Origin of the sequence: Paenibacillus ilasis, assembly GCF_043195395.1 — a bacterium.
Lineage (GTDB): Bacteria > Bacillota > Bacilli > Paenibacillales > Paenibacillaceae > Paenibacillus_AQ > Paenibacillus_AQ lautus.
The window spans coordinates 1,115,718-1,141,947 of the sequence record NZ_JBHDJG010000001.1 but is presented as its reverse complement, the minus strand read 5'-3'; the positions used below and the strand labels follow the sequence as shown (position 1 = coordinate 1,141,947).

Sequence of the window (26,230 nt, the reverse complement as noted above, 5' to 3'; positions counted from 1 at the left end):
GACCATCGCCTCAATAAGAATTAGAGGGGAAGAAGAATATGGGAACATCCAATTGGCAAAATATTTCATATTGCGTGGAACTACTCCGTCAAATTTCACCGTCCTCGGTACTTGATGTCGGCGTTGGATTTGGCCGCTGGGGCATGTTATGCCGCGAATTCCTCGATGTGTGGTCAGGTCGGGTATTTCGCAAGGATTGGAAGGTAAGGGTGGAAGGAATCGAAATATTTCCTAAAAACATTGACCGGTACCATTCGTATTTCTACGATAAGATTCACATCGCTGACGCTTTTGAATTTATTCCGTCTTCTTCCCCCGGAGAATATGACGTCATAATCATGGGTGATGTTCTGGAGCACTTCGAAAAGGACAAGGCGGTTACCCTTCTGAATGCTGGCATTGCAAGAAGCAAGCACGTTCTGCTGAACATTCCCATCGGAACGGAATGGCCGCAAGGTACGGTGTACGGCAATGAGTTCGAGGCCCACCGCAGCATCTGGACAACCGAGGAACTTGATGCTTTCCCGGTTAAAGCCAAAAGGCATTTTAAAGATTATATTAACCGAGATTTTTCAACGTATTTATTTTCTTCGAAGTAAGGGGATTTCGATAAATTGGAGGGTGAGCGATGTCCGGGTATTTACATGTTGATGTCCCGATTGAACTGCTGTTCACGGATCTGGTCACGGAGGAAGGAAAAAAGGATGTTCCGAACTACACCGATCACTGGTACGAACATCATAAGCTTTCCGCTGATATTCCAATCATGCGTTTTAATTCGCACAAAAGCCTGTACCGATATTTCATGAACGAACAAGCCAGCCCGTCGGCGTACCTGGATTGGTATAAGAATATCTATATCACCCGGGGAATCGAACCACCTTTAAATGATCAAGAGGTCATCGCCTTTAGGAAAAATCAGTTTCACATGATGAAGGTGGATTTATCGTCCAATAGCGCTTTTTTACACCAAAATCCGCCTTTGGTGAAATTTAATCGCGCAGGAGGTTATTTTAACCTGAGGGACGGGCATCACAGGTCGACTTTTTTGTACTGCCAAGGTAAAAGGAGCATTAAAGTCAAAATATCCTGCGAAGATTATATTCACTGGATGAATATCGAAGGGCTTTCGGAGGTTGCCGATTCTTTTCAGAGATATCAACGGAACCTTATTTATACACCCATACTGCACCCTTCCTATCTTCATTTGAAAAGCGAGCGCGACCAAATCTATCCGACAAGACTTGATATCATGATGGATTTCTTGGGCTCACGTTCGCTTCGCGGTACGAAAGTGATCGATATCGGCTGCAATATCGGATATTACGCGCGGCATTTCGTTCGCGAAGGTGCGCACGTAACCGGGCTGGAACCGATGGCTGAGCATTATGATCTGGCTTTGCGGCTGAATCAGCTGGAAAGGGTGAACTTTAATCTGCTTCCGGACCGCTTCGAATCTTCATCTAGACTTCAGAGATATGAGATTGGCATCCTGTTAACCGTTTTTTATCATCTTATGGGAGACCGGGATATCCGTAACGCTTTTTTGCGCAAAATCAATCAATGCATAACCGATTTGCTTTTCTGGGAATCCGGCGGCGAGCCTGAAACGGAAAAATCGCTTCTGCTGCAAAATACGCATTTCACCCGGTACGTGAAGCTGGCGGCAACATCGGGCACAGGGAAAGTAAGGGAGCTCGGCGTATTCTTAAAAACCTGAAATGGGTGTTTACAGGTGAGCTAAAACTCGGGAGGCGGTGCTCTTGAGACGTTAATTACAGCGTTGAGGTCAAAAGATCCTGCAGGTACAATGGCTCTTCTTGGCCTCATTCATGTACCGACCCACCGCAAGAGCCGGGAATGACCGGAGACATAAAAACCGCGGTGGGGCTAGGTTTACATATCACGAACAGCCTGATGAAACTTTTCCGGGATCATGTGCTACATAACGCGGAAGTAGAGTAAGCTAACCTGCACTCAACCTCTGGTTGAGTGCAGGTTTTGTCCGTCTTCATGTTAGTTTAAGGGCCTTAGATCGTAACTAACGCAGAATCAATACACCCTTCTTTCCTGCGTAGCCTCCTCAAGCCATGAGATAAGCCCCATTTTGCTAATATAGATTTCGTTTTGCACCACAATATAAGGAAACCGCGAACCCGCAGCAGCCCCCTGCCCTCTTACCGCATTCTCGGCTGAGATGATATTTTTCACCTGATACTCGGTCAGGTTCAAGAATTCAGCGGTTTGTTCAAGAGTCATTAACGGACTTTCAGATTGCACCAAGTAGGCTTCATCCGCAACAGCTGGCACAGACTTTGAACCCTCAGTCCCCTGAAGTATAAAACTCGCCGCAACGATGGAAATCCCGATAATCAAAGAGCTGATAATTGAACTGTAATTCAATGTCTTCAAACCATAATCACCTCGATCCATAATGGTATATTCCTGATACACTCAACCATTTCCTCCACGAATATCCAAAAGGAAAGCAAAAACCTAAAATATTGTAAATACGCAACCCGCTAAAAATAAGATATGATATGGGCAAATCAGGAAGGGAGGACAGGATAAACCTACTTAATTACCGGCTTTAGAAGAAACATCATCTTGCACATGACGAAGGAGGAACTTTAATGAGAATCCCCAAAATCACCAGCCTGTTCATGATGCTTACATTTTTGACGTCGGCGTCGCTATCCGCTTCCGGCGAACTGGCAAGCACGGCCGAAGCATCGTCAGGACCTCTGCGCGTGATGAGCTTCAACCTGCGTTATGCCGCCAATGACAGTCAACCTTGGGAGAAGCGCCGCCCTGTCACGAAGAACCTGATTCTGGAGCATAAACCGGATGTCATCGGGACGCAGGAAGGACTTCATCGGCAAATCGTTGATATGGAGAACGATCTGCCGGGATATGATCGAATTGGAGTCGGACGTGAAGGCGGAAACTTAGGGGAGTATATGGCGATTTTTTATAATACGGAGCGATTGAAGCCCTTGGAACAGTCTCACTTCTGGCTGTCCGATACGCCGCAGACGATCAGCTCCGCCAGTTGGGGTAACCAGATTCCGCGGATGGCAACCTGGGTTCGCTTTCAGGATCTTCAGAACGGCAAAACCTTTTATATGGTCAACACGCATCTGGATCACCAATCCGAGGTTTCCCGGCAGAAGAGCGCCGCACTCATTGTCGACAAAATGAAGGCCTTTGCCTCGGATATCCCCGTGGTCGTGACCGGCGATTTCAATACCGTTCCGGGAAGCGATACGCATTCGATTTTTACAAGCAACGGGCTGTCGGACGGACATGTCACCGCCAAGAAACGCACCAACGATGACCTGGGAACCTTCCATAATTATAAGGACCCTACGGGCGGCGGCAGCGGAAACCGGATTGACTGGATTCTGCATAACCAAGACTGGAATGTCCTGCACAGCGAGATTATCAACTACAATGAAAACGACCAATACCCTAGCGATCATTATCCCGTCATGATGGAAGGCACCTTGCAAAAATCCAACAAAACGACCGAAGAAACGGTGCCTAAGCCGCCTCTGACCACTGCCCTTCATATCACTGAGGTGGTCGCTAACTCGAACGAACAAGGAAATTACAATTATGTGGAGATCTACAATCCGAATGACCGGGAAACCGACCTGGAAGGATACCAAATCTACTACTATTACGACCCTGCGCTTCCGTTCGATAAATCCAAGTCCAACCGCTGGACCATTACAAAGGATCGCTACAGCACGAACACCATCATCGGCCCGAATGAAACCAAAGTGATCTGGATCAAGAAGCAGCCCTGCTGTTATGACCTGAGTATGGAGCAGTTCCTAGCCAACTATAATGCCTCCGGAGATGAGCTCTCGCCTTTTCAACTGCTGGCCGTCTTCACGCCGGGGAACAATCAGGGGCTGAATGGAACCTCCACCAATGGACGCTCCTTGGGCATTTCGTCGCCATCCGGCACACATCTTGTGGGTGTCCAGTTTAATAACGGTCAGTTGGATGCCGGAGTTAACGAATCGATCACGTATCGGGAGCCCGAGCCGCTGACGAGCATTATGCAGAAAAAAGAGACCCACCAGATTCCTTCTCCAGGTCAACCGTAAATAAAAGTCCCCCTTGATTGCCGGATACGCCATCTAAGGGGGACTTGCTTATTAGATCGATGTGGATTTATATTGGACCGCCAAACACTGCTTCGCGATGTAAAAAATCTGACCCATATGCTCCGAATAATGCGTGGCGCATTGATGCAGGATGTCGAGGTTGCTTCGTTCTTTACCGCGTACCGATTGAACCCGTTCAAAGTCCTGACTCGACATGGATTTTACCGTATCGATCAGAAACTGAAACCGGTTCTTCACGATCTGAATCAGATCGTCTCGGCTGACAAATACCTGCGTCAACTCTTCCTCCCGGTTCCGCGTAATGTCTTGGTGCAGAATCCCTTTCATGACCCGCTCTTGAATGTTACCTTCAATGTGCCTGATCAACGTCGATATGCTCAGACTGGAATGGTTGGGCCGCCAATTGACTTGCTCATCGTTTAACTGCACCAACACTTTTAAGGTACGGCTGCGGATGTTTTCAAATTTGTCCTCCAGCCACTTCCGGTTGAACTCATGATCCATAACGCAACACTCCTTTTTCGGTATGATAAACGACTTGACGTCACTTCTTCATCGCTTTCCAGATGTATTTGTGTTCATGGACTCCAAGCTGCCCGTCGATCTGATTCTCCCGTATCTTAGCCTCGAGTTCACCCTTCATTTCCGGCAAGGTGATATCGGGATTACCCGGCGTATCCGACAGAAACAATGCAAATTCGCGGGCATTCGGGAAGTAAGTAATCGCTTCATTATACTCCTCGATCTCGACATTCATGTAGCCGTTCTCCGACAATCGCCTTCGAACAGCAGTCACATCATTATGTATGCCGATGATGGTGCCGCCTGAAGCCAATATCCTGGGATGTTCAAGGATCGAGGTGGGTCCTCTGCGGTCATAGATGAGATCAAACTGACCATCTTGAAAGGGCATCTCGGTTTTCGTTGTGGCATACACAAATTCCACATTCCCGATCCACTGCTCTCGAGTAAGGATTGGGAGATTCGGATCATCTCTGCGGAATTGTCAAAACCGATGATGTTCTCAGCATGCCTGGACATCCGGAGCGTGAACTCGCCATGCCCGCAGCCTGCATCCAGCACCGAATGAAACTGCGGCAGCATCTCCACTAACCGCTCCTCAAACACCTCTTCCGCCGACCTTCCGACTACGGTACACACCGCTCTTCCTCTGTAGCCGCCATTTCTGCGTGCGATCATGTCATACCAATCAATCCCCATGCATTACCTCCTCCGTGATAAGCTGCATTGCACTCACCATCCAAGATGGCAGAAACCTGTTTTTACGTGATCTGATACAAGCCGCTAGGTGCTGAAATCAACCGAAATATCTAATGACTTAAAATATTACCATTTTGTTCCGTAATGTCAACGGTTACATTTAAAAAATTTCCGTCTAAATCATACCTTTATCTTTCGATCTCCCCGATATTCGCTCCTCATTCGAGACGTTCAAAAAACTGAAACGGGCGCAGGCTAACTCCCAATCCATAGGTAAACATTCAGAAAAAACAATTGCTCCTGTCATAATTTGTCGACTACAATGGAGGAATATTAATCCAATACATAGATACATACAGGAGGATTCAAATGTTTCTAAAAAGGTGGCGTCTATTATTATCTTTAACCCTTATTCTATCGTTGTGCATGACATCCATGGCAAGCGCGGCGGGATCCAACCAAGACAAATATGCCTGGGCCAATGAGTCCGTTGATTTCCTTAGATCCCATGGGGTTTTTGAGAACATGGAGTATCGGACAAAAACGTTAGGCAAGATGGTGACCAAATCCGATCTTACCCTTATGGTTCACCGGTTGTTTACCGATTTCCGGGTCGAAGCCGATAAGAATATCAACATTCCCGGCGTCCCTTATGGGCACCCATCCTACCAGATCTTTAAGGATGTATACGGCAGTATACCTTCAGCGCCGAACGGATTAATCGGAGCCGCCGACAAAATCAATTATGGCAATGAAACCTTCAAGTATATACCGGAGAAAGTGTTAACACGCTGGGACTTGTTGATTACGCTGAATGCGCTGTTTGATGATATTGGTTATTCCCTGGAGTTATCGGACGGTGAGGATATCGCGAGATTGCGGGCGATTAAAGACCTACCCAAAAGATATTTCAATTCCTACAACCAATATGAGAAATGGAAGTATGCCTATCAGCCATTGACACCGGAAATCGGATTGATGCAAGACAAAAAATATGGGCCTTCCTTAGCCTCCGACCTCGATTACGTCAAAGCCTATGCGGTGCTCGGCTTTGCCGAGGCCGGCATCATGAAACCCGATACGAAAGGGTATTTTCGCCCGAATCAAAAGGTAACGTTAGCAGAAACCGCAGTTGTCCTGCATCGAATTTACGACTATTATAGTGGCAGCGACTATGTCCGGGAACCATCGCCGGATGATCTCATTCCGAATGGCACAAGAAATTTTATCTATGCGGGTTCCCCATCAGGACACGGACAAAGTCCGGTTTCTGACTTTGCTTTGGTGAATCGCGATGCCCTGCCGGAATTCTATCTGGCCTTGAAGGCTACGGAGAAAATCGACTTGCAGATCAACGTGAACGGGGAGCCATCCTATTATACTTACGAGCAGTTGAGCAACCCTAAGCAGCCTGTTCGAATCTCCTTGAATGGCGCATACTATGCAGAATTCATCCCCATTATCCGAAGCAAGGGTCAAAAAGCAACCGGCGACAATAACAACATTGAAGTTATGTATTATTACTCTGATAAGTTCCAGGACTTTACCCAAGCCATATGGTATGAACCCAAGTTCTAGTTAAGTTAACAAAGGGAGTGCACAACTGTTGCAAACAGTAGGCACTCCCTTTTTATCGTGTTACAAGACATATTCAAGTTCTTAAAATGTTTGCCTTCCCGCTTTGCAGATCCTCAAATACCGGTCTTTGCACAGAGCTGATGTCCTCTAGCTCAATCTCATGCAATGCCTTGAATTCCAACTGTAACGACTCGTTATCCTCATCGTGATGAATCAGTATTCTGCCTTGCTCCTCCGTCCTCCCTCTCAAATCCGCCGTGGCGTTAAAAATAAACATGACAAACACGACTTCATTTCCGTCCGGATAACGATATTGCATTCTGGGTCCGCTATAAACCCCATAGAGTTCATGATCGAGGACGACCAGCCCCGTTTCTTCGAGCACTTCCCGTCTCATCGTCTCTTCAACGGATTCTCCTGCCTCCATACCGCCGCCGGGAAGTCCCCAATTGCCGTAGTCCGAGCGTCGTTGGAGCAAGATTCGCCCTTGATGATCCCGGATGATGGCGCCGCCAGTCACGATGATTTTCATATCAGCATAATCCTCTCCACATACTTATAGACCAAGGGTTCAAAGCATCAGTTTCGCTACGGATTCACCATCCGACCACGGCATGACGCCGATTTCCTCAAACCCCGCTTTGACGTAAAGCTGCCTGGCCCGTTCGTTCTTCGGATCAAAACTTATCATAAGGACATCCGTCCGGTCAGGTTTGTTTCGGATTTCTTCGATTATGATTCGAAGTGCGTCTTTGCCATATCCCTTCCCTTGATAATGCCCGTCGATCATGAAACGGTAAATCCAATAGTTTCCGTCATCGGAATCCAAGCCATACAACGCGAATCCGATCATCGTCTGCTCATCATAAATCGCCATCGCTTCAAAATGTTCAAGGAATTGAAACTGGGCAATCGAATATAGATTAGAGGCAATAAAGCCTTCTTGATCCGGTTTCGCTTTCAGTTTAATGCATTCGGTCCAATTATCCTTATCAACGGGTTGCAGTCTAATCATATCAAGCTCCTTCGGATGGTTGTTGGTTTTAGACTCGCCTACTCCAAATACTTAATAAAGTAATAATGCTGATGACCCCTTGGGGCATCGTCAATGCGAGTTATCTCTTGAAATCCATGTTTACGGTAGAATACCGGCGCTTGAAAGCTGAAGGTATTGAGCTTGATGAATGTGCATTGCTTTTCTCTTGCGATCCTCTCGATCTCCTGTAGCAATCTTGAGCCGTATCCCCGTCCTCGAAGCCGATCATCGACCCACAGAATATCGACCTCAATCCAATTCCAGCAAAATACACTGTTGATACCGCCTGCGATTTCATCATTCTCATCTTTTATATGTAAGTTGATCTCCTCGTAATTCTGCTGCAAATCTTCTGCGATAAACTGTGCATTAAATTTAATCAGATTCGTCCGTACTGATTGTGCTTCTTCAGGACTGCTTCGATGGATGTTAATCTTCGGCAATTCGTTACTCCTCTTTCTCTTAACTTCTTGGTTAGATAGCACATTCAGCTTCAGAACTTCCTCATCGCCAAACCAGTTTCCCGTTTCCGCAAAACCTAGATTGCTGTACAAGGTTTTCGCTATCCGGTTATCCTTGTGTACGGTCAGGCGTATTTCTTCACATTGCGGAAATTGGCTTTGGATCCATGTAATCATCTGGAGTATAGCTGGTCTGCCATATCCTTTGCCCTGTTCTTTTGCATCTATTAAAAAGCCGTTGATCCAATAACCATCGGTTGTATTCACTTCATAAGCATGCATGATAAATCCGACCATTCGGTTCCCGTCATATATCGCAAAAGGAATGTATTCGACTTGTTCACCATCCGGCTTGATGTAAATCTTGGCTAGAGATACAGCTACCGCTGGCACAAACCCCTGCTGTGGGTCCAAAACCTGCAGTGCTAATGCTTCTTCCCAGTTCTTTCGATTGACCGGCTTTAACTCGATGTCCATATCATCGTCCTCCCAAGCGAGCGTACATTAAACCAAATAATACCATATGGAGTTGCGATATTCCTGGAATTAAACGACTTTATATAAACTCTTCCAAAATACATCCAGCCCAATCAACTATAATCCTCGATCACTGCTACCTTATTGTCTCTAAACGCAAATACGGAGCTTCCCTTCATATGAATCCTATCGCCGGCTTTCATACCGTTAGGCAGATCCTTGGCAAGAATACCCTCGTAATCAATCTCAACCTGAGCTTTGTCATCTTCAAACGAATAACCAACGATAGTCTGACAGCGATAGGAGAATAACGACTTGGACTGTTCGGCTATTTCTCGAAATTTCTCGATTCCTTTTGTCTCCACATCCACCGATCCGCTAGAATTATTTCTGAATTCAATATCCTTATGCAGAAGAGCTACCATCCCCTCGACATCAAAAGAATTATAGAGCCTCACATACTCTTCGATCATGTCCTTCATTTTCATAGGATTCACATTACATATCCCCTTTCGTCCGTTTTGGGTTACAACTTTAATTTTGTAAAACTCCGCCTTTTGCTTTGCACACTTTTCATCAACTTGTCATTTAATATACTGACTCTACTATAGTAAAAGAGGTGAATCGAATGGGTCGTGTCCGCGCTGTTCCTCAACCGGATTTAGTATTAATCAGCTGGTCAAGAAACCCTCTTGTTGCGGGCTCCGCGCGTAGAATCGTTGCTGCCCGTGTCATTGGCGATGCTTCTCCTTGCCGAGCTGATTTGACGCCGAATGCATTGCTAAGAACTGCCTTAGCCTGCTTATTAGATAATGATGTAGGTTTCAAAATCGTATTCCGCCAAAGAACATCCAATATTAGCGGATATCTGTTATTGCAGCGTAATGCATAACCTATGATTAAGAGCAGCCTTATCGCTGCTCTTTTTTGTCTCTTTTCTCGGGGCCATCTTATATATTCATCTCATCTAGTGAGTTTGTTATTCTCTTTAATTCATCGAGATTTTCATTTAAAAACGCCTTGTGTTTATCAATCCCTCGTTTGGCACACCATGCCACCCCACAAAAAGAATCATATAATGAATAAAAGGGCAGTGTTCGCTTAAGATCAATTAACGATTTAATGCTGTTATAACCTTCTTCAAATATTTCTCTTGTAGCTGGATTCCTCTCCCAGATATATCGATTCACTTTCGTGAAATCAATCTCGGATGCCCCTCCTCTGGAGCTCTCAAAATCAATAATGCCTGTAATCTTATGATCTTGAACCAATAGGTTTCCCGGTCTAAAATCTAAATGAACAACACATGGAGGATCCGGTTCTGGAAGACTTGAATATGCTTTATCAAAATATGCGACGCATCTTTCATATAGCCCCTGCTCCAATATGTCCAGGCATATTGGTTTACAATTTTCAAAATTCCAACGTATATAGGAACGCCAATGATTATCGGGTAAACCATGAAATCCGTCTGGCGTATCGTAACCGTACCCCGGCATGTTTACTGAATGCATTTGCGCTTGCAAACTTCCGATTTCATAGGCAAGTTTATCCGGGATAACGCCTGTTATAGGTAGGCCGGGAATGGATTCTAACAGCAATGCGCCGGTGACTTCATCATCTCCTTCCCAATATTGATGAACTTTCGGAACAGGCAGCTTCCCAGCCAATCGTTGCAACATAGCAAATTCACGATATAACTTCACCTTATTGAATGGGATCTTTAAATATACTTGTTGTTGGTTCGACAGGGTTAAGCGGTAGACCTCCGAGCTATAAGACTCCGGAACTCCATCCACATGAATCACATTCAATTTAAATCTTTTAATGAATTTTTGTATGTTATTCATGGCGGCTCCTCTTTTCATATCATCCCATATTTCATATAACATCGAAACGGTAAGCCATTTCGAGTAAACCTATCATAATAAGATTTATTGATTACGTACATCCCTAATTTTCACCCCCTTCCGATTTCCCATCTTTTTGCCAGATTAGATTGCCCAGGAAATATCTCTTCCCAAATAGCCTCTTGTAATGAAAAAAGCTTGCAGGGTATCCATTCACCCTGCAAGCTTCCTCGTAAGAACCACGATTCGCCTTTTTCATATCTAAGCCATATCTCTATTCCTATGGTTTGTCTCTATATTTATTGCACTTGGGCAACGCTTACTGCAACCTTCTCCAGCTGTGCTTTGCTTAAAGAATGATCCGGAGAGCTGATCGTCACGAAGCGGTCATTGATTTGAAACCCCAGCATGTCCGTATCATCCGGTGTATACCATTTTGCTTTGGTCCCATTGGACAGAGTTACCGGTTTGCTGTCATATCCATGAGAGTAGTCTCTTGGGGAGATATATACCGTCATGTGTTTGAACAGCATGTTAACGCCATCTCCCGATGCACCCGTCTTCTGATACATATCTCCTTTTACCATCTGACTTGGAGCATACGGTGTTTGGAAACCATCAAATTTGGCGAATGCGCTTTTGATCTCTTTTAGTTGTGCATCGCTGTATTTCACGTTGATCAGCTCGATCGTCTGACCGTTACCAGGATTATTTCCGATCAGCACCTGGTTATTCTTCGCATCGTATTGTACAGGAACATCCAGCACATTGGCAATTGCGCGAACCGGCAGGTACGTTGTGTTCTTATACGTGATCGGAGTCAATGTTTTGCCGGTGTTATAAACGGTACCGTCCACTTGGATACCGATGCTGTGGTTCAGGTAAGCCGAGATTTTCTCCATGTTTGCTCCCGCATAGACACCCGCGGCTCCCGTTAACGTCATTCCTAGCACGGCAACTGCCACGATTGATTTTTTTAATTGTTTCATTTCATCCATTCCCCTCGTTGTCCCATCAACATCTCTAAGTCGATGAGTCATAATATGAAGCACGATATCTTTATTGAAAATCAATAACATACGTTGCAATTAAATCTTCTTTATCTTCAATCGTAATTCCTAGTCTTTTTCCAGATGGACTCCAAGTCAGTGGGTAGACCGGATGGGCCGCGGGATGCACCGCTGAATAATAAGGCGCCATCCAGCTTACTTTCCCGGAAGCCGTATCAAACACATACACGCCGTTCATCCCGCTCTCATTTTCCGAGTACACATCAAAGGCTAATCTGGCAGAATCCGGCGACCAGGATAAGTACGAGATCAAATTGCCTTTTCCGATCAGAGAACCTTGCAAACTGCCGGCCGCGTCATAGATCAGCAGTTTGCTGCTTTGGTCCCCTCCCGGGTTAGTAGCTGTTGAGACTGCAATGTACTCGCTGTCCGGAGAAATCGCAAAGTTCCATACATTTTCAATGAGATGTATCGGCTTCGACTGTCCGGGTTCAACCACCTTAAGCACCTGGTTCACATCGGTATAGTAGATGCGGCCCTTACTCGCTCCAAATTGGTTGTAAAATTCAACATCCTCATCCTCAATGGCTATGGTGGTATAAGTGCCGTCCGTGGAAATGAGTCGAATATCGCCTTTGCCGCTCATGGAGCCTGCTGCGAGAACATAAGTGTCGGAATCCAGCCATCCCCCAATCTCCATGTAATTGTCACCTTTAACCGGTATGCTCTTGCCTGTACTCAAATCCTTCAGGAAATTGTCAGCTGTGTACTTATCCCTCCATTTCTGAACAAAGCTATATTTACCGTCTGGCGAGATCTCTTCTTTGACAAGATGTTCGCCTGGATGCGACTCTTCATGATTCGTCAGCTTACGCCGCTCACCTGTGCTTACACTCACTGCTTCGGAGGTATAATCATACTGCGGTTCTTCTGTTTCGGTCGCTTCCTTGATCAGCTTGGTTGTAAGCACCTTGACCTCATTCTCCGACAGCCATGCCTCAATGTTGGACGAGGCGATCCGATGCGCCTGATTCACGACCACTTCCTGGCTGGATTGCCCACTCGCCCCTTCCACAACCGTGAGTTTGCGCTCCCCCGATGCCGTCTCTCCGGCGTTCGATACAGGGTGCTGGACAGTTTGACTGCTGCCTGGCTCCACGATCGTCAACCGATCCTGGGACTGGCAGGCCGCAAGCGTTGCAGCAACAGCAACTACAGACAACAACTTGAACCCATGCTTCCCAAATCTATGTTTCATAACAGGTTCCTCCTAAGCATTCCCCCAAGGAGCTTCGGCAGCTGCAACTAATGTGTCTAAGCATGCCGCCTCTTTCCCTGTTGAACTCAGTATAGAATGCAAATATCTCGATACGATATCGAGCTTGTAACGAACTTGTAAACAAAGATGTACATTTAAAAAAAGCCCAGACCTTATTCCAAGTCTGAACTTTCTTCTGTCGAAATAACCTCTGACGATTGTGGCCGATTCATCGGCAAGACAATCACAAACGTAGAACCGCTGGGACCGGATTCCACAAGCTGAACGGACCCATGCTGCTTCTCCGCCAAATTGCGTACCAGGGCTAGCCCCAGCCCTGTCCCTCCGTGAACCCTGGAGCGGTCGCTGCTCACCGTGTAAAAAGGATCAAAGATCCGTTCCCGGGCCTCATCCGGAATTCCGATTCCGGTATCGCTTACCTTTATGAACATCCGGTCATGGCCATGCTCATCCTGCTTCACTTCGTTCGAGAGTGTGACGGTCCCTCCGGGCCTATTGTATTTAATTCCGTTATCCAGCAGATTCAGAACCATGTGCATCAAATTCTCCGGATCGGCCCATACCTTACCCTCCGTTAGGAATGATTGAATCGCAATGTTAGATTGCTCTGCCTTGGCCTCTAACCGGGCTGCCGCCTCTTGCAGAATCGGCATGAGGTCTATGTGCTCCGCATGGGTTTCGAATTCATAAATATCCATGGACGATAACTGAAGCGCCTTCTCTACCAGGCGGTATAGACGCTGTGCTTCCTTGCTGATCTGTCCTCTGGCTTCCTCGAGCAGCGCGGGATCGTCACGATACATTTCAAGCAGATCCGCATAAGCGAGTATGGAAGTCAGCGGCGTCTTTAACTCATGGCTGATATTCCCGATAAACTGCTTCTGCTGTTGTTCCAGCTCCTGCAGCCGTTCGATGGCATCCAGCAGCTTCAGCTTCTCCTCCGTCAGCTGGCTCACCGAGGAGGAAATTCGCCCGCTCATTTCATATATGCCTTGTGCCAGCTCGCCGAGCTCATCGCTTCGCTTAACCGTCGGCTCGCTAAGATAGACGCCTTCGCCAATCTTCTGTGCAGCCTGGTTCAGCCTGCTGATGACATGCACCTGCCGCCAGACGTATAGAAAACCGATCAGGAAGCCGGCGGCCAGCACCGCAAGGCCTGTCACGATAAACAGGTTCTGGATTCGATCATAGAAAGCGTGCTGCTCAGTTAGGGAAGCGTGGAATTGAATCGTTCCGATCGGCTGTTCCATATTCCGAAGCGGGGCAAGATAGAGCACCTGGTCACCCTCGGTAATATAAGCGGAACGCCCTTGCGCCGTGTGTGCAAGCGCGTCTTGTACATCCATTTTGGGCTGAAACGGAAGGGAAGTCCCCGTGAATGTACCATCCAGCTTGTACAGGGTTACCGGCATGCCGCTCTGGGCTCCAAGATCGACGGCTAGCCGTTGACCTACATTTTCCATAAAATCATCTGGCTGCGTTTGAGGATTCGTCAATAATTCCTGCTGAACCCTGAGATTGGCCGCTTCTGCTTCATGGGCGAAGGATTGCTCCAGTCGCACCCGCTGATCCTCCCGTATCCCGGCAAGAACCAATGTGCTCAGAACAACCACAACGGCGATCAGCAGCAAGGCGAGAAGAAGTGCGACTTTCCACTTTAAGCCAAAACGCACTTTTCTTTTGCTCATGATGGAATCTCCGTGCTTTTATAACCGATGCCATACACGGTCTGGATCACGTCATGCTGGTTCCCCAGCTTCTTGCGCAACCTCTGCACGTGAATATCTACCGTACGGGTTCCGCCGGCAAAATCCATATCCCATACCTGTTCAAGCAAGGCTTCGCGCGAATATACCCGCTCCGGATTCCGGGCCAGGAGAGCCATGAGATCAAACTCCTTCGGGGTCAGCTCAAGGGGCTTTCCTTCCACGTGAATGGTGCGATTTAACAGGTTCATGGTAAGCCCGGATATCCGGATCACATGCTGTTCCGGGGCTTGCTTCCCGGCTGCTTCAGGAGTACGGCTTCTTCGGGACAATGCTTTTACCCTGGCGATGATTTCCCGCATGTCAAAGGGCTTCGTCATATAATCATCGGCACCAAGCTCCAGCCCAAGCACCTTATCCACAATATCGTCCTTCACCGTCAACAGCAAAATGGCAGGGTGCTGCCGATCCTCGAGCTTGCGACAAACATCGTACCCGCTAAGCTTCGGCATCATGACATCGAGCACCATCACGTCAGGATCAAACGACTCCACACGCTCCAGCGCTTCCTGTCCGTCTCCTGCCGTCTCCACCGTATATCCTTCCCTCCGCAGCGCATAAGCGACTGCGCTTGAGATACTGATCTCATCATCTACTACAAGTACCTTGGTCATCGCAGATACGACTCCTTTGTTGGCCGATTACACATTGCTAATTCCATGATGGTAACGTATCCGGCATCATATTTCAACACGCGCCCCTGCCGATTTCATTACAATTGTAACTATGAACGCTTTCGTACGGTTGCCATAATAAAGCTAAGCACTCAACCAAAGGAGGATTCGGATGACAATCGCTACGATGAACCATATCATTAAGCGCTATGGACATCAGCTTGTCTTGGACCATGTCAATCTAGAAATCAGGCAAGGCGAAATACTCGGCCTTCTTGGACCGAATGGTGCAGGTAAAACCACATTGATCCATGCGTTATCCGGTTTAATTGGCATCGATTCCGGAAGCATCGAGCTGTTTGGTAAACAGCTAAGCGGCCCTATGCTGGAGGTCAAACGAAAAATTGGACTGGTCACGCAGGATGTCACCGTTTTTGAGGATCTTACCGCGCAAGAGAATCTCGCCTTTTTCGGTGGAATATATGGGTTAAGAGGCACTGAACTGAAAAGGCAAATCACGGAAACGCTCCAGTTCGTCGGATTAACGGATCAAGCCCATAAACGCCCTTCCAAATTTTCCGGTGGAATGAAGCGGAGGCTGAATATCGCCTGCTCTATTATCCACAGGCCCAGGCTCCTGATCATGGACGAACCTACGGTTGGAATCGACCCCCAATCCAGAAATCACATCCTGGAATCGGTACGCGAACTGCAAAAAAGGGGGACGACCATTCTTTATACAACCCACTACATGGAAGAGGTACAGTCCCTCGCGTCCAGTGTCGTGATTATGGATCAAGGCCATGTCATCGCGCAGGGGACGATCGATGAGTTGGTAAAGAATATCCAACATGAAGAGAAGATCAAGCTGGAGGTCGTGGAGCTGACAGAGGATCTGATCGATAACATCAAACAGCTGGATGGAGTCAAGCAAGTGATTTTGACAGGAACGCAAATTCAGATCATATCACGAGCAGGTGCAGGAAATCTGGATCGTATCCTGTCGTTGGCCAAAAGCGCGGGTGGCGTCCTATCCATCCATGCGGAGAAACCCACGCTTGAAGACGTATTCCTTACGCTTACCGGTAAGCAATTACGTGACACGGAGGGGATTTAACATGCTTCTATTCAGGATGGCGTACTTCTCCTTGCTTCGCCTGATACGCGAACCCATCGGGCAGCTGCTTCTGGTGGTCCTTCCACTGGTCGTCATTACCGTGCTGGGTCTCGTTATCGGACCCTATGAAGGCATGAACGGTGTTCCTCCGCTGGATTTGATGGTCGTTACGACCATTATGGGCGTTCAGTTTTTTGGCGGCACGTATTTGATGAGTTATTTGGATATGGATTTACTTAAAACCCGGAAATGGAGAATCTATTCGCTCCCTATTAACGTAGCGGTTTATTCAAGCTCTCTTATTCTTGCCTGCACACTCTTCAGTACTTTGCAAGGATTGGTCTTGGTGTTATTCACAACCTGGGTGTTCGGGATCGCGTGGGGATCGCTCGGCTGGGTCCTGCTGGTTTTTATTATTTATTCCTTGTTTGCACAGTCCGTACATCTGCTGCTGACATTATCCATCCATAACGTAAAATTGGCTGAAAGGGTATCTGAAATCCTCGGAATCGGCTTCATTCTCCTGACCGGATTAATGTTCCCTCTTCCGGATCATCGTTTCTTTGAGTTCATGTCGGCCTATGGGAATCCGGTATCCCTCGGAAAAATGTCCATCTTGGAGATGCTTGTCGATGGCGGGCAAGGGAAAGCGTACCTTAGCATATTATTGCTGTTAGCCTTAACCGTAATATGCATGATGATCAGCGCATGGCTTGGGAGGAGGAAGCTCGCTTGACGATATTTCATTTCGCGCTCATTCGGAGCGTCCGCAGCTTGCCCAATCTTATCCTGCTGTTAGGTCTTCCCGCAGCCGTCGTTGTCCTCCCTGTGGGCGGTTGGCATGGCTTACCGCTGGGGTATCACTTCTATGGAATCCTGCTGTTATTCACAGCCTCCAAACTCGTTCATATGATCATGGAGGATCGGAAGAATAAAATTATGACCCGGATCGGCGTTGCACCGGTGACCCACTTCAAGTATTTATCGCAGAATCTGCTTGCTTTCGCTCTGCTGCTCGTAGGACAAAGTGCCGTGGTCACGATCGGCGCCGGGTTGCTGCATGCCGATGTTTTTGGCAGTCTGATTCAACTCTTCAGCATGTTCAGTGTGTTCTCGGTCACCGCAATTAGTTTCTCTCTCGCTTGGTGCTCCATGTTCCGCCAGCCTGAATCCTCTACGGCCGTCATGCTGGGAATCATCATGGTCATGGCGTTGCTCGGAGGAACCTTATTTCCCATTCAGGCTATGCCTGCATTATTGCAGAAAATCGCCATGTTATCCCCGACCTATTGGCTCCATAAGGGAATTATGCTCGCTAAGAACGGGGGCTTGTTCACGGAGCTACTCCCTCCGCTCGGGATCCTGCTGTTGTTTGCGATCGCTTTAGTGCTGATTGGCAGCCGAAGGAAACTGGCTTGAAGAATATGTTACGATATGGGGAGTAGAGAACGTGTGCCATGGGAGGTTTTCATGAAAAGCTATACCGATTCGTGGTCCCCGAGCATCGCCGTAGTGATTTGGAGAATATTTGCCCTGCTGCTTCTGGCCGCTCTTTGGTTTATGGGAGATGCCGGGACCGAAGGGTTCATCCTGATCTTCGCCTTAGTGATCCTGGCGTTAGCCCGATGGCGGTTTTCCCTTCCTACATGGACAACAATGGTCGACCAGATCCTATGCATGTCCATCATTCCATACTGGCCGGAGGCCAGCTTCGGACTGGCTCTGCCGCTATTTGAAACCATGCTTGCCGGTCAACCGCTGTTTTCCCTGCCCATTCTAGCAGCACTTGTCATCGGGTATGTCGATCCGGACCTCCCGCTTCTTCTCTTACTCGTTCAAGCTTCATTTGCAGGATGGATCGTTTTATGTTGGTCCAAACAAATCCATCATTATCGGTTGGAGGCCGATCAGGAGCGTCGCGACCGCTACGAGTTGGAAATATTGAAGGGTGAGCTGCTTATGGCCAATGTGCAAACGGCCCAGCTTGCCGAGCTGAGAGAGCGCCATCGGATCTCTCAGAAGCTGCATGATGAAGTCGGCCATGAATTAACAGCCGCGATGTTGGCCTTTCAAGCTTTTGAAACATTATGGAGGGAGCATGACCCGCAAGCGGAAGACATGTTTGCTCAAGCCCAGATGCGCTTGTCGAGCAGCGCCCTGGAACTGCGGGAAACAGTCCATAATATGCAGCCTGTCCAAGCGACCGGCATTCGGAGCCTGGAGGAGATCTGCCGTAATTTCAAAGCGATGCCTGTACAGCTGCAAATTTATGGAGATACATCCCGTATAGCTGCCCATCTGTGGGTCATCCTGAATGCTTGTCTCAAAGAAGCCTTAACCAATGCGGTACGTCATTCCAAAGCCACACACGTTGAAGTATCGTTGGACGTCAATGAACATATCGTGCGGTTAAGCGTCCAGAATGACGGCGTTTTGGATTCCTCCTCGCTGCCTGGAACCGGGCTCCGCAACCTAAGACAAAGAGCCCAGGCGGCAGGCGGCAGCATCTCCACCAATACATCCAGCGGCTTTCAATTGGTCTGCGTATTACCTACGGGAAAGGAAGGCATTCGATGAACATTCTCATTGTAGATGATGATCCATTGGTATGTCAGAGTCTCCGGCTGCTTCTATCCAGAGAACCAGATATGGAAGTAACGGCCACTGCGAATGACGGCGCTGCAGCCATTCAATGCTGCGAAGAGGTCCTGCCGGACATCGTCCTCATGGATATTCGGATGCCTGGCATGGACGGAATCCAAGCGGCGAGGCTCATCAAGCAAAAATGGCCCCAAGTGCAGATTATGATGCTGACCACGTTCCAAGATGAGCATAATATCCGCCTAGCGCTGCTAGCCGGAGCCAAGGGGTACATGCTGAAATCGACGCAGGTCTCCAGTATGGCACAACAGCTGCGTGCCTTGGCTTCCGGCACTTCCGTTGTGGACGCCAATGTGCTGAAAACCTTGATGCTGCCCGAAAAAGAGAATCGTGCCGACCTTACCCCGCGGGAAAACGATATTCTCGAGCTGGTTGCCTTAGGCTGCTCGAATCGAGAGATTGCCGAGCAATTATTTATCAGCGAAGGAACCGTGCGCAATACGCTCTCGATCATACTGGATAAGCTGGAGCTCCGGGACAGGACGCAATTGGCGATCTATTATTGGAGGCAACCGTTGTAGTGTTCTTTTTCGTAAAGATGGATCACTCATTCTGGGTCTCGTCAACGTTCTACCAGCTTATTTTTCAAAAATATACATGGTGTCCGGATGGTTCTTTAAATATTCTCTGAATAAAATTTGGTCATTCCACTGCGGACCCTTGTATTTGTAAATATGTAGATGATGCGTCCCCGCCCGCCATTGCCCTCTTCGAAAGAACATCCGCTCCGGAAACTCCGGTTTAAACACGTATTCATACCCGATTCTGGCCAGATTCTCTATATAATGTTCATTTACTGATGTTAAACTCAAAACACCAGCCATCATATCGATGGTCGGTTTGGACCCTAAACCCATCACAGACGTGCTCCCGATATGTTCGATGTGTACGTCAAGCCCCTTCAAAGCCAACCTAATTTTATCTTGTTCCCGTTCAAACTCATTCTTCCAGTCCGGATTGTATGGTGTTACAATGACTTCTTCCATGCAAGTTTTCCTTTCGATACATGATTGACCATTACGAAGCCCTTATATATTCCGTCTCAGCTTAATTTCAAACTCCGGTTTCGTAATATATTCCATATAGACGACCTCTCGATTAAAATCCAAGTAAGCCTGAAATCGCGTTCGAATGGCCGGGGCCGTAATGTATTGGAGTACTTCATCCTTAGCGATCCAACGACTGTCCGTCGTTTCATCCGAAATGCTCAGTTCTCCCCCTGTAGGCTTACACACAAAATCCATCATCACTTTCGTTGGAACCACAGCGACGCCGCTATGTCCCGGATAGGTTGATGTATTGGAATAGACGCCGATCAGATGAGAAACGATGGTATCCATGCCGCTCTCCTCTTTGATTTCTCTTATTAATGCATCCACTAGATTTTCTCCGGCTTCCACCTGTCCACCTGGAAAAACCCAGCCGCTACGGTCCTTCACCAACAGAATTTCACCGCATTCATTCTCAACCACGCCGCCTACAGCGACGATATGGGTTGGCATCAACATGATAACAGCCTCCGATAGATAAGATATACCTCAACTTTCACACGGTCCATTAGATTTCGTCATAATTCACAATGCTTCCGGGTTCAAAATCCTTGTCGACGATATGTAACAGATGCATCCCTATTACCTCTGTAGATAGCAGCTGTCCTGACTCAAACGCATGGGCGAAAACCTTGGCCATTCCAAACTCCTGTTCATTTTTCCCTCTGGCCACTCTTTGCATTTCCGTATCCACCATACCAGGGTTGACAGTAATGATCTCCACCGGGTTCTGCCGGTTCTTTTGCTCGGCTCCAACACTCTGCGTAAACATATTGATTCCGGCCTTCGCCGTGCAGTAGACACTCATCGTAGGCGCTGGATATGTTCCAGAGCCTGAAGAGATGTTGATGATTTTCTTCCGAATGGAGAGCTTCTCCGTTTTCTTGATGAAGAAGGACGTTAAGATCATCGGCGCAATCAGACTGATTTGCACATTCATATGAATATCTGTCGCATCGCATAGTTCAATGGCCTTCAATGGTTCAAGCATGGACGCATTATTGATAAGGCAGATCCTATCTGCGTGATCGAGATCGATCTCCTCAAATATGTTATCCATAAGTCCCTCAAGCCCTGATGTCTCGCTCAGATTATACACATGGTGTCGGTAATTAGGGTAGCTGCTCAATCTCCCGGGCGTTCCTCTCGCTATCCCGTGCACGACATGGCCCTTCTCTAGAAGCATGTGGGCCAGCTGCTCGCCGATTCCTTTTGAAGTTCCCGTGATTATGAAATGACTTCCACTCATTGTTTTAACCTCCGTTATTCTTAAAAAGAAAGCTTGAGAATATATTCTTCCACTTCTTCACCACGAGCATGGGCATAACCCTTATCTTCCCCCCAGATGATGAAGCCGTTTTTCCCCAAAATCCGAATAGAGGCGGTATGATCTTTTACTGCACGTGCGTATAATGGACGTGTTTTGATATCTTTGAGAAATAACGAAAGGGCTCTAGTCGCTATGCCTCTTCCCCAGTATTCGCGCCCTATCCAGTAGCTGACCTCGGGCTGACCCATATGTTCGAAGAATACAATCTGCCCGGCCACTTGTCCCTCATATTGAACCGTCTTCTTGATGATGCTCTCATCCCCTAAGATTTTGGCCCAATGCGCATCAAAAGCTGCCTTATCCGAAGGATCTTTTGCTGTAAAAGCCGCCATGTAGTTCGCCTCCGGGTCCCGTTGTTGCTCGAAAAATATAGCAAGATCATCATCTTCGAATACATCTCGCAATAGCACCTCAATCATCACTAGTCACCCCAGTCGCCTATTGGTATTCATATATCGTCTATACCTAATGGATTTCACATGAGACTTCCGTTATCCTGCAACCATCACACAATTTCCTAAATGCATTGTTATGCGAAAATCATAAGCAGCAGGAATAAATCGCAATCGAAAAGAAATCAAGATAAGAAGGGTATGATACGATTACTTTACATTCTATTATCTGTGATGAAGGAGTTGGGATGATGAAGAATAGAGTCCAAAAGATTTCACCAAACTTGTGGTTTGATCACCACGCCGAGGAAGCAGCCCAGCATTACGTCTCTATTTTTAAAAATTCGCAGATCGAACGTATCACGCGCTACGGTGCAGAGAAGAATGACAACCATGAGTTTGCGGAAGGAGCAATAATGACCGTGGAATTCCTGTTGGAGGGACAACACTTCGTTGCACTCAACGGCGGTCCGCATTTCAAATTCAACGAAGCCATTTCGTTTATTGTGCATTGCGAGACACAAGAAGAACTGGATTATTATTGGGAGAAGCTATCTGAGGGTGGGGACGAAAAAGCACAAGTATGCGGCTGGTTGAAGGACAAGTTCGGTGTATCGTGGCAGATTATCCCGGCTAACTTAAGCGAAATGATAACCGACCCCGATCCGGCAAAATCGGAACGAGTTATGAAAGCTTTACTCCAGACGAAATCAAAAATCGACATGCAGACGTTACAACAAGCATACGAGGGGTAAGGAAGGCTGCCTTCATGGCAGGCTTTCTTACCGTTGAAAGCACTCTATCAGATCGAGGCGGGACATTAGGATACCATCATAACTCAAGTTCATGCGTGACTATTTCATCATCAGCAATTTCCTTAAAACCTAAATTCTTATAAAATTCAGCCGCCTTGGGATTGTCCGTTTTCAACACGAGTTTGGTGTAATAGCTGCTGGCCTTATGAATTACCGCTTCCACCAACCTTCTCCCGGCTCCATGACGCCGAAATTCCTTTAACACATATAGTCTGCGGATCCTGCCTATGCTTCCGCCAGAATACGGATCACGGTTTAACCCGCAAATGCCGATGACTCTATGACCAACCCGACATTCAAACAAGGCTTCATCTTCATGCTGAAACGTATTCATACCCTCATTATATTCATTCACTAGCCTATGGATATTCCTGAATCCTTCTTCCTTACTTTCAGTCAAGAGCTCGGTAATGTCTACTGCACCCAGGTCGGTAACTTCGTGAACGATCATGTTGTTCATGGTATTCGTCCCTTCCTTATGCAAGATCACACCTCAAAATCTGGACTTGTAAAAATTGCATTGAATTAATGGGTGTGTTCATTTGCACTTTTCTCTATGTCGCTTCGTCGTTTGCTGTACTTGTACAGTCTTATCAGTTCATCCTCAAAAGCTCCCCACAAAATCACGACTACACCACTAATTATTATAATAATAGATCCATTGATTGCTGCTACTGCTCCCATTTCTGCTAAGGCTGTACCTAGCCTACCAGGAGGGGTTGTCCAGCTGCCTAATTTAGAAGCGAATAATGTTGCCGGTATATGCACACTCAAGTAAAGTATAATTCCACTTATTAATAAAAACCCACCTGCAACTACCTTTTTCATCAACTATCCTCCTTGTTCACTCAACTAGTATTCAAAAAAAGTATTCAGAATTCCAACGGCTCGTAATTGATAATCCTTGTTATCTTCCGAATATGTTTGTTCGACTCCCATATAGATTGCAGCATAGGTTCTATGCCCTGACTTAAAACGAATTTCCTTCCCGGATTTACTGCATTTATTTTCCGTTCCTGTGTTTACGCATGTAACTCCATATTCCTTCGATAACCATCTGTTATAATCGGCCTCGTTGGGGCAGGTAACTGCTAAGATGATAAGAACCAGTACCAACATTGCAACCAATCTTCTAATTAATTTTTTCATCCCCCTCCTATAATTCCAACTCAGGTACTTCGATGTACGCTGGCACTCTATTCTTTAAAACTTCAATCATAAATGTGTACTCATCAGGAATATCAAGTCGAACCATTCACTTGCCGTTTCTGCCCGATATACAACAAATGAGACGAGACTCCCAAAATGCTAGGGTTCTCCGCTTCCTGGTAGATCAGGTTCATTACTTCTTGGAATTCCTCTTCCCCACGGGACCGCCAATAATCGAACTGCTCTGCCTTAAATGAGCCTGCTATACTTGACGAACCTATCAATTTAATCGTCTCGAAGCCATGCGATTCCATGAACGGCTTGATGTCCTCCAAATTGTAATAATACGCACCGGTAAATCTTCCTTCATCGCTATGATTGAATATCCCGGTCCTAACAAACTCCTTAATGCTGCTGATATTATCATTCGGTTTCCAATGTTCCGGAGATGATAAAGAGGTCATCAGATGCCGAATTCGAGTCATGAATGCCACAAAGACGTAGCCTCCCGCTTGTGTAACGCGATACAATTCCCGGACAGCCGTGGAACGATCCTGTTCTGTCTGCAAATGATATAAAGGTCCCATCATAAGTGCGGCGTCAAACACCCCATCTTGAAACAGACTAAGATTGTTGGCATTGGCACGGTGAAACCCTTTGAACTGGTCGGTTAACCTAAGTTCCTCGGCTTTAGCAGCCGCAATCTCAACTAATCTTGGCGTAAGGTCTGTTAAGGTCACATCGTAACCGTTCTTCGCTAATTCCATGGAATACTTCCCTGGTCCCGCACCGTTATCCAGCACATGGCCTTTCTCAGGCAGCATACTCAAGATATGATGCAGATTGACAACAAACTCAATGGGCTCCCTATCCAAGCGCCCCCATTCATCGAAGGCATTATAATAATCTATCACTTTATTCAACAGAGTCACCCCTTCACTTAATCGCCAGCTTGTAGAGCTGAACAACAACATATTACTCCCTGCTTAACCCTTACTCGTCACTTCAATCCATCTAACGATGACTTGTTTTAATGGTTCTTTCTTCTCCTCTAGATCGTCTAAATTGAATATTTTCACGATTGCCCGATCATTAGAGGCCCATTCCAATAGAGTATCCTCAGGCATGACTCCCTTGATGTCATGATTTTGAACTTTTGCACCGCAATGAAAAATGATGCGAAAGAAACCTTTCCCTTGTAAATTCAAAGTGATCCTGTCTTCTCCCTGAACGCAGAAGCTGGGTGCATTCCATTTGATCTGCTCGGTTATTTGATCATCGACGCTTAATATGAAGCTTCTTACTTCCTCAATTTCAGCCTTGAGTGGATGCTTTAGATGGTGAAGATACTCCACGACTTGTTCTGGACCAGTTAATTTAGCCATCCATAATTCCTCCTCAAATATTGAAAAAACTCATTTTACCCAGGTGGACTTCGTTCATGATTTTCTTGCGGTCAAGATCGGCTGATAGAAGCCCGATTCCGAAGGCATATGCCACCTGATATCGGCAAATCCCGCTTCCTCCAATATTGCACTTAATTCCGTTCTCAATAAAGCTCTATAGGATGTGCTGTTAACTTCAGTCCTCCATGCCCCGTCAATCTCTTGCATAATAAATTGGTTGGTTATATAGTGTTTTCCACCTTCAGCCCAATCCCACACTTGAAAAACGATACGTTTTCCTTCATCCATAACCCTGGGTACCGTGCACGCTGTCGGTTCTGCCGAATCTCGTCATAGTCCCTCATCGATATAATCAGCAGCCCCTTGTCTCTAAGCTTCACGTAAAAGTTCCGACAAGCCACGCTTAATTCTTGGTCGTCCAGTAAGTGGGGAACAGCATTGTCAGCAGACAAGACGACATCGAATTGTCCTGGAACATCCTTATCCAGCGAGCGGAAATCCGCGACGCCAAAATGAACATGAACCCCCAACTTGTCTGCTTCCTTTTTGGCTCGTTCAATGGATTTGGGACTAAGATCCGTAGCCGTTACGGTAAAATGATGCTGCGCTATTCCCAAAGCCTGTGTTCCTATTCCACATGATGCATCCAGGAGATGAATCGGCCGCTCGTGTTCCTCTGCGTATAACGAACGAATAAACTTATCGAAGAAAGCACCCTGCCATTGAACCGTTTCATGCCAATTCTTAAATATCAAATGATATGTATCCGCTAGCCCATCGTAAAAGTCCAAGCTGGTGTCCTTCAACACAATCTCCTCCCGATCATGAATTGGATGATCCCTCAAGAATTACAGAGTGGTATATGAAATAGAAAAATTTC

At 46.8% G+C, this 26,230-nt stretch carries 33 protein-coding genes and 1 pseudogene; 11 read left to right on the top strand and 23 right to left on the bottom strand.

Annotated elements, in window-relative coordinates; translation table 11 throughout:
* Positions 1–38: 38 nt before the first annotated feature.
* Both ACETK5_RS05530 and ACETK5_RS05525 read left to right on the top strand, forming a co-directional pair.
* Complete coding sequence (locus ACETK5_RS05530) at positions 39–599, top strand: methyltransferase domain-containing protein (protein ID WP_100538334.1); 561 nt, start codon at positions 39–41, stop codon at positions 597–599.
* Between the two features lie 29 nt (positions 600–628).
* Positions 629–1,720 carry a class I SAM-dependent methyltransferase gene (locus ACETK5_RS05525; protein ID WP_394054511.1) on the top strand — a complete coding sequence of 364 codons (1,092 nt, stop codon included), beginning with the start codon at positions 629–631 and terminating at the stop codon, positions 1,718–1,720.
* Between the two features lie 332 nt (positions 1,721–2,052).
* On the opposite strand, the gene ACETK5_RS05520 is transcribed toward ACETK5_RS05525, so the two are convergent.
* Positions 2,053–2,454, bottom strand: a complete 402-nt coding sequence (locus ACETK5_RS05520; RefSeq protein WP_326113939.1) for a hypothetical protein — start codon at positions 2,452–2,454, stop codon at positions 2,053–2,055.
* 179 nt (positions 2,455–2,633) lie between these two features.
* Between ACETK5_RS05520 and ACETK5_RS05515 the strand changes: the two genes are divergently transcribed.
* The gene (locus ACETK5_RS05515; RefSeq protein ID WP_394054508.1) at positions 2,634–4,118 is read left to right on the top strand and encodes an endonuclease/exonuclease/phosphatase family protein; all 1,485 of its coding nucleotides are present in this window, start codon (positions 2,634–2,636) and stop codon (positions 4,116–4,118) included.
* A gap of 51 nt (positions 4,119–4,169) precedes the next feature.
* Here the strand turns inward: ACETK5_RS05515 and ACETK5_RS05510 are convergent, their stop codons facing one another.
* From ACETK5_RS05510 to ACETK5_RS05500, 3 genes are read right to left on the bottom strand one after another with little or no spacing between them, the layout of a single operon-like run.
* Entirely contained in the window at positions 4,170–4,643 is a 474-nt protein-coding gene (locus ACETK5_RS05510) for a DinB family protein (protein WP_394054507.1), read from the bottom strand.
* A 40-nt stretch (positions 4,644–4,683) separates the two neighbouring features.
* Complete coding sequence (locus ACETK5_RS05505; RefSeq protein ID WP_394054506.1) at positions 4,684–4,896, bottom strand: hypothetical protein; 213 nt, start codon at positions 4,894–4,896, stop codon at positions 4,684–4,686.
* A gap of 35 nt (positions 4,897–4,931) precedes the next feature.
* Positions 4,932–5,360, bottom strand: a complete 429-nt coding sequence (locus tag ACETK5_RS05500) for a class I SAM-dependent methyltransferase (protein WP_394054504.1) — start codon at positions 5,358–5,360, stop codon at positions 4,932–4,934.
* A 369-nt stretch (positions 5,361–5,729) separates the two neighbouring features.
* Between ACETK5_RS05500 and ACETK5_RS05495 the strand changes: the two genes are divergently transcribed.
* The gene (locus ACETK5_RS05495) at positions 5,730–6,938 is read left to right on the top strand and encodes an S-layer homology domain-containing protein (RefSeq protein WP_326113936.1); all 1,209 of its coding nucleotides are present in this window, start codon (positions 5,730–5,732) and stop codon (positions 6,936–6,938) included.
* 73 nt (positions 6,939–7,011) lie between these two features.
* Here ACETK5_RS05495 and ACETK5_RS05490 read toward each other — a convergent pair whose 3' ends face one another.
* From ACETK5_RS05490 to ACETK5_RS05470, 5 genes and pseudogenes are all read right to left on the bottom strand, one after another.
* The gene (locus tag ACETK5_RS05490) at positions 7,012–7,470 is read right to left on the bottom strand and encodes an NUDIX domain-containing protein (RefSeq protein ID WP_100538340.1); all 459 of its coding nucleotides are present in this window, start codon (positions 7,468–7,470) and stop codon (positions 7,012–7,014) included.
* 39 nt (positions 7,471–7,509) lie between these two features.
* Positions 7,510–7,953: a GNAT family N-acetyltransferase gene (locus ACETK5_RS05485; protein WP_394054501.1), complete on the bottom strand. Its 444-nt coding sequence runs from the start codon at positions 7,951–7,953 to the stop codon at positions 7,510–7,512.
* Positions 7,954–7,991: 38 nt separating this feature from the next.
* On the bottom strand, positions 7,992–8,417 hold the full coding sequence (locus tag ACETK5_RS05480) for a GNAT family N-acetyltransferase (RefSeq protein WP_243390874.1): 426 nt from the start codon (positions 8,415–8,417) through the stop codon (positions 7,992–7,994).
* Positions 8,418–8,453: 36 nt separating this feature from the next.
* A pseudogene (locus ACETK5_RS05475) lies at positions 8,454–8,912 on the bottom strand (GNAT family N-acetyltransferase); the annotation flags it as partial.
* A 113-nt stretch (positions 8,913–9,025) separates the two neighbouring features.
* Positions 9,026–9,400, bottom strand: coding sequence for a nuclear transport factor 2 family protein (locus ACETK5_RS05470; protein ID WP_394057334.1), 375 nt, complete (start codon positions 9,398–9,400; stop codon positions 9,026–9,028).
* A 140-nt stretch (positions 9,401–9,540) separates the two neighbouring features.
* Between ACETK5_RS05470 and ACETK5_RS05465 the strand changes: the two genes are divergently transcribed.
* Positions 9,541–9,804, top strand: coding sequence for a hypothetical protein (locus ACETK5_RS05465; RefSeq protein ID WP_100538343.1), 264 nt, complete (start codon positions 9,541–9,543; stop codon positions 9,802–9,804).
* 58 nt (positions 9,805–9,862) lie between these two features.
* Here the strand turns inward: ACETK5_RS05465 and ACETK5_RS05460 are convergent, their stop codons facing one another.
* The 5 genes from ACETK5_RS05460 to ACETK5_RS05440 all read right to left on the bottom strand — a co-directional run bounded on the left by ACETK5_RS05460 (position 9,863) and on the right by ACETK5_RS05440 (position 15,431).
* On the bottom strand, positions 9,863–10,762 hold the full coding sequence (locus tag ACETK5_RS05460; RefSeq protein ID WP_394054499.1) for a phosphotransferase family protein: 900 nt from the start codon (positions 10,760–10,762) through the stop codon (positions 9,863–9,865).
* A gap of 299 nt (positions 10,763–11,061) precedes the next feature.
* The gene (locus ACETK5_RS05455) at positions 11,062–11,751 is read right to left on the bottom strand and encodes a stalk domain-containing protein (RefSeq protein ID WP_394054497.1); all 690 of its coding nucleotides are present in this window, start codon (positions 11,749–11,751) and stop codon (positions 11,062–11,064) included.
* A gap of 70 nt (positions 11,752–11,821) precedes the next feature.
* Entirely contained in the window at positions 11,822–13,030 is a 1,209-nt protein-coding gene (locus ACETK5_RS05450; RefSeq protein ID WP_394054496.1) for a WD40 repeat domain-containing protein, read from the bottom strand.
* A 173-nt stretch (positions 13,031–13,203) separates the two neighbouring features.
* Positions 13,204–14,739, bottom strand: a complete 1,536-nt coding sequence (locus tag ACETK5_RS05445) for a sensor histidine kinase (RefSeq protein WP_394054494.1) — start codon at positions 14,737–14,739, stop codon at positions 13,204–13,206.
* A complete protein-coding gene (locus tag ACETK5_RS05440) occupies positions 14,736–15,431 on the bottom strand; it encodes a response regulator transcription factor (RefSeq protein WP_394054492.1) in 696 nt (231 codons plus the stop codon). Before ACETK5_RS05440 ends, ACETK5_RS05445 begins: the two co-directional genes overlap by 4 nt.
* 172 nt (positions 15,432–15,603) lie before the next feature.
* Here ACETK5_RS05440 and ACETK5_RS05435 point away from each other — a divergent pair, with 172 nt between their 5' ends.
* From ACETK5_RS05435 to ACETK5_RS05415, 5 genes are read left to right on the top strand one after another with little or no spacing between them, the layout of a single operon-like run.
* A complete protein-coding gene (locus ACETK5_RS05435) occupies positions 15,604–16,548 on the top strand; it encodes an ABC transporter ATP-binding protein (RefSeq protein ID WP_394054490.1) in 945 nt (314 codons plus the stop codon).
* A gap of 1 nt (position 16,549) precedes the next feature.
* A complete protein-coding gene (locus tag ACETK5_RS05430) occupies positions 16,550–17,284 on the top strand; it encodes an ABC transporter permease (RefSeq protein ID WP_394054488.1) in 735 nt (244 codons plus the stop codon).
* Positions 17,281–17,967 (top strand): ABC transporter permease, encoded by a 687-nt coding sequence (locus tag ACETK5_RS05425; RefSeq protein WP_394054486.1) that lies wholly within the window; start codon positions 17,281–17,283, stop codon positions 17,965–17,967. Before ACETK5_RS05430 ends, ACETK5_RS05425 begins: the two co-directional genes overlap by 4 nt.
* Before the next feature lie 51 nt (positions 17,968–18,018).
* Positions 18,019–19,125: a sensor histidine kinase gene (locus tag ACETK5_RS05420; RefSeq protein ID WP_394054484.1), complete on the top strand. Its 1,107-nt coding sequence runs from the start codon at positions 18,019–18,021 to the stop codon at positions 19,123–19,125.
* Positions 19,122–19,730: a response regulator transcription factor gene (locus ACETK5_RS05415; RefSeq protein ID WP_394054482.1), complete on the top strand. Its 609-nt coding sequence runs from the start codon at positions 19,122–19,124 to the stop codon at positions 19,728–19,730. Before ACETK5_RS05420 ends, ACETK5_RS05415 begins: the two co-directional genes overlap by 4 nt.
* Before the next feature lie 57 nt (positions 19,731–19,787).
* Here the strand turns inward: ACETK5_RS05415 and ACETK5_RS05410 are convergent, their stop codons facing one another.
* From ACETK5_RS05410 to ACETK5_RS05395, 4 genes are read right to left on the bottom strand one after another with little or no spacing between them, the layout of a single operon-like run.
* Positions 19,788–20,195 (bottom strand): GrpB family protein, encoded by a 408-nt coding sequence (locus ACETK5_RS05410; protein ID WP_394054480.1) that lies wholly within the window; start codon positions 20,193–20,195, stop codon positions 19,788–19,790.
* Positions 20,196–20,237: 42 nt separating this feature from the next.
* Entirely contained in the window at positions 20,238–20,717 is a 480-nt protein-coding gene (locus ACETK5_RS05405) for an NUDIX hydrolase (protein ID WP_326092851.1), read from the bottom strand.
* Between the two features lie 49 nt (positions 20,718–20,766).
* Positions 20,767–21,507, bottom strand: a complete 741-nt coding sequence (locus ACETK5_RS05400; protein ID WP_394054478.1) for an SDR family NAD(P)-dependent oxidoreductase — start codon at positions 21,505–21,507, stop codon at positions 20,767–20,769.
* Between the two features lie 20 nt (positions 21,508–21,527).
* Positions 21,528–22,007 (bottom strand): GNAT family N-acetyltransferase, encoded by a 480-nt coding sequence (locus ACETK5_RS05395; protein WP_326092848.1) that lies wholly within the window; start codon positions 22,005–22,007, stop codon positions 21,528–21,530.
* 224 nt (positions 22,008–22,231) lie between these two features.
* Here ACETK5_RS05395 and ACETK5_RS05390 point away from each other — a divergent pair, with 224 nt between their 5' ends.
* Positions 22,232–22,735 carry a VOC family protein gene (locus ACETK5_RS05390; RefSeq protein ID WP_100538358.1) on the top strand — a complete coding sequence of 168 codons (504 nt, stop codon included), beginning with the start codon at positions 22,232–22,234 and terminating at the stop codon, positions 22,733–22,735.
* Positions 22,736–22,811: 76 nt separating this feature from the next.
* Here the strand turns inward: ACETK5_RS05390 and ACETK5_RS05385 are convergent, their stop codons facing one another.
* From ACETK5_RS05385 to ACETK5_RS05365, 5 genes are all read right to left on the bottom strand, one after another.
* The gene (locus ACETK5_RS05385) at positions 22,812–23,255 is read right to left on the bottom strand and encodes a GNAT family N-acetyltransferase (protein ID WP_394054475.1); all 444 of its coding nucleotides are present in this window, start codon (positions 23,253–23,255) and stop codon (positions 22,812–22,814) included.
* A gap of 65 nt (positions 23,256–23,320) precedes the next feature.
* Positions 23,321–23,623, bottom strand: a complete 303-nt coding sequence (locus ACETK5_RS05380; RefSeq protein WP_394054474.1) for a hypothetical protein — start codon at positions 23,621–23,623, stop codon at positions 23,321–23,323.
* A 413-nt stretch (positions 23,624–24,036) separates the two neighbouring features.
* Positions 24,037–24,867, bottom strand: coding sequence for a class I SAM-dependent methyltransferase (locus tag ACETK5_RS05375; RefSeq protein WP_394054472.1), 831 nt, complete (start codon positions 24,865–24,867; stop codon positions 24,037–24,039).
* Positions 24,868–24,930: 63 nt separating this feature from the next.
* Complete coding sequence (locus tag ACETK5_RS05370; protein WP_326113914.1) at positions 24,931–25,329, bottom strand: DUF1801 domain-containing protein; 399 nt, start codon at positions 25,327–25,329, stop codon at positions 24,931–24,933.
* 242 nt (positions 25,330–25,571) lie between these two features.
* Positions 25,572–26,195, bottom strand: a complete 624-nt coding sequence (locus ACETK5_RS05365; protein WP_394054469.1) for a class I SAM-dependent methyltransferase — start codon at positions 26,193–26,195, stop codon at positions 25,572–25,574.
* Positions 26,196–26,230 lie beyond the last annotated feature (35 nt).

Bases quoted from the DNA above. Each gene is read 5' to 3' on its own strand.
- ACETK5_RS05510 (WP_394054507.1), bottom strand. From the start codon at position 4,643: ATGGATCATGAGTTCAACCGGAAGTGGCTGGAGGACAAATTTGAAAAC.
- ACETK5_RS05370 (WP_326113914.1), bottom strand. From the start codon at position 25,329: ATGGCTAAATTAACTGGTCCAGAACAAGTCGTGGAGTATCTTCACCAT.
- ACETK5_RS05440 (WP_394054492.1), bottom strand. From the start codon at position 15,431: ATGACCAAGGTACTTGTAGTAGATGATGAGATCAGTATCTCAAGCGCA.
- ACETK5_RS05530 (WP_100538334.1), top strand. From the start codon at position 39: ATGGGAACATCCAATTGGCAAAATATTTCATATTGCGTGGAACTACTC.
- ACETK5_RS05435 (WP_394054490.1), top strand. From the start codon at position 15,604: ATGACAATCGCTACGATGAACCATATCATTAAGCGCTATGGACATCAG.
- ACETK5_RS05490 (WP_100538340.1), bottom strand. From the start codon at position 7,470: ATGAAAATCATCGTGACTGGCGGCGCCATCATCCGGGATCATCAAGGG.
- ACETK5_RS05390 (WP_100538358.1), top strand. From the start codon at position 22,232: ATGAAGAATAGAGTCCAAAAGATTTCACCAAACTTGTGGTTTGATCAC.
- ACETK5_RS05385 (WP_394054475.1), bottom strand. From the start codon at position 23,255: ATGAACAACATGATCGTTCACGAAGTTACCGACCTGGGTGCAGTAGAC.
- ACETK5_RS05505 (WP_394054506.1), bottom strand. From the start codon at position 4,896: ATGAATGTCGAGATCGAGGAGTATAATGAAGCGATTACTTACTTCCCG.
- ACETK5_RS05395 (WP_326092848.1), bottom strand. From the start codon at position 22,007: ATGATTGAGGTGCTATTGCGAGATGTATTCGAAGATGATGATCTTGCT.
- ACETK5_RS05430 (WP_394054488.1), top strand. From the start codon at position 16,550: ATGCTTCTATTCAGGATGGCGTACTTCTCCTTGCTTCGCCTGATACGC.
- ACETK5_RS05405 (WP_326092851.1), bottom strand. From the start codon at position 20,717: ATGTTGATGCCAACCCATATCGTCGCTGTAGGCGGCGTGGTTGAGAAT.
- ACETK5_RS05400 (WP_394054478.1), bottom strand. From the start codon at position 21,507: ATGAGTGGAAGTCATTTCATAATCACGGGAACTTCAAAAGGAATCGGC.
- ACETK5_RS05380 (WP_394054474.1), bottom strand. From the start codon at position 23,623: ATGAAAAAGGTAGTTGCAGGTGGGTTTTTATTAATAAGTGGAATTATA.
- ACETK5_RS05445 (WP_394054494.1), bottom strand. From the start codon at position 14,739: ATGAGCAAAAGAAAAGTGCGTTTTGGCTTAAAGTGGAAAGTCGCACTT.
- ACETK5_RS05500 (WP_394054504.1), bottom strand. From the start codon at position 5,360: ATGGGGATTGATTGGTATGACATGATCGCACGCAGAAATGGCGGCTAC.
- ACETK5_RS05420 (WP_394054484.1), top strand. From the start codon at position 18,019: ATGAAAAGCTATACCGATTCGTGGTCCCCGAGCATCGCCGTAGTGATT.
- ACETK5_RS05495 (WP_326113936.1), top strand. From the start codon at position 5,730: ATGTTTCTAAAAAGGTGGCGTCTATTATTATCTTTAACCCTTATTCTA.
- ACETK5_RS05460 (WP_394054499.1), bottom strand. From the start codon at position 10,762: ATGAATAACATACAAAAATTCATTAAAAGATTTAAATTGAATGTGATT.
- ACETK5_RS05415 (WP_394054482.1), top strand. From the start codon at position 19,122: ATGAACATTCTCATTGTAGATGATGATCCATTGGTATGTCAGAGTCTC.
- ACETK5_RS05455 (WP_394054497.1), bottom strand. From the start codon at position 11,751: ATGAAACAATTAAAAAAATCAATCGTGGCAGTTGCCGTGCTAGGAATG.
- ACETK5_RS05465 (WP_100538343.1), top strand. From the start codon at position 9,541: ATGGGTCGTGTCCGCGCTGTTCCTCAACCGGATTTAGTATTAATCAGC.
- ACETK5_RS05485 (WP_394054501.1), bottom strand. From the start codon at position 7,953: ATGATTAGACTGCAACCCGTTGATAAGGATAATTGGACCGAATGCATT.
- ACETK5_RS05515 (WP_394054508.1), top strand. From the start codon at position 2,634: ATGAGAATCCCCAAAATCACCAGCCTGTTCATGATGCTTACATTTTTG.
- ACETK5_RS05450 (WP_394054496.1), bottom strand. From the start codon at position 13,030: ATGAAACATAGATTTGGGAAGCATGGGTTCAAGTTGTTGTCTGTAGTT.
- ACETK5_RS05525 (WP_394054511.1), top strand. From the start codon at position 629: ATGTCCGGGTATTTACATGTTGATGTCCCGATTGAACTGCTGTTCACG.
- ACETK5_RS05410 (WP_394054480.1), bottom strand. From the start codon at position 20,195: ATGGAAGAAGTCATTGTAACACCATACAATCCGGACTGGAAGAATGAG.
- ACETK5_RS05470 (WP_394057334.1), bottom strand. From the start codon at position 9,400: ATGAAAATGAAGGACATGATCGAAGAGTATGTGAGGCTCTATAATTCT.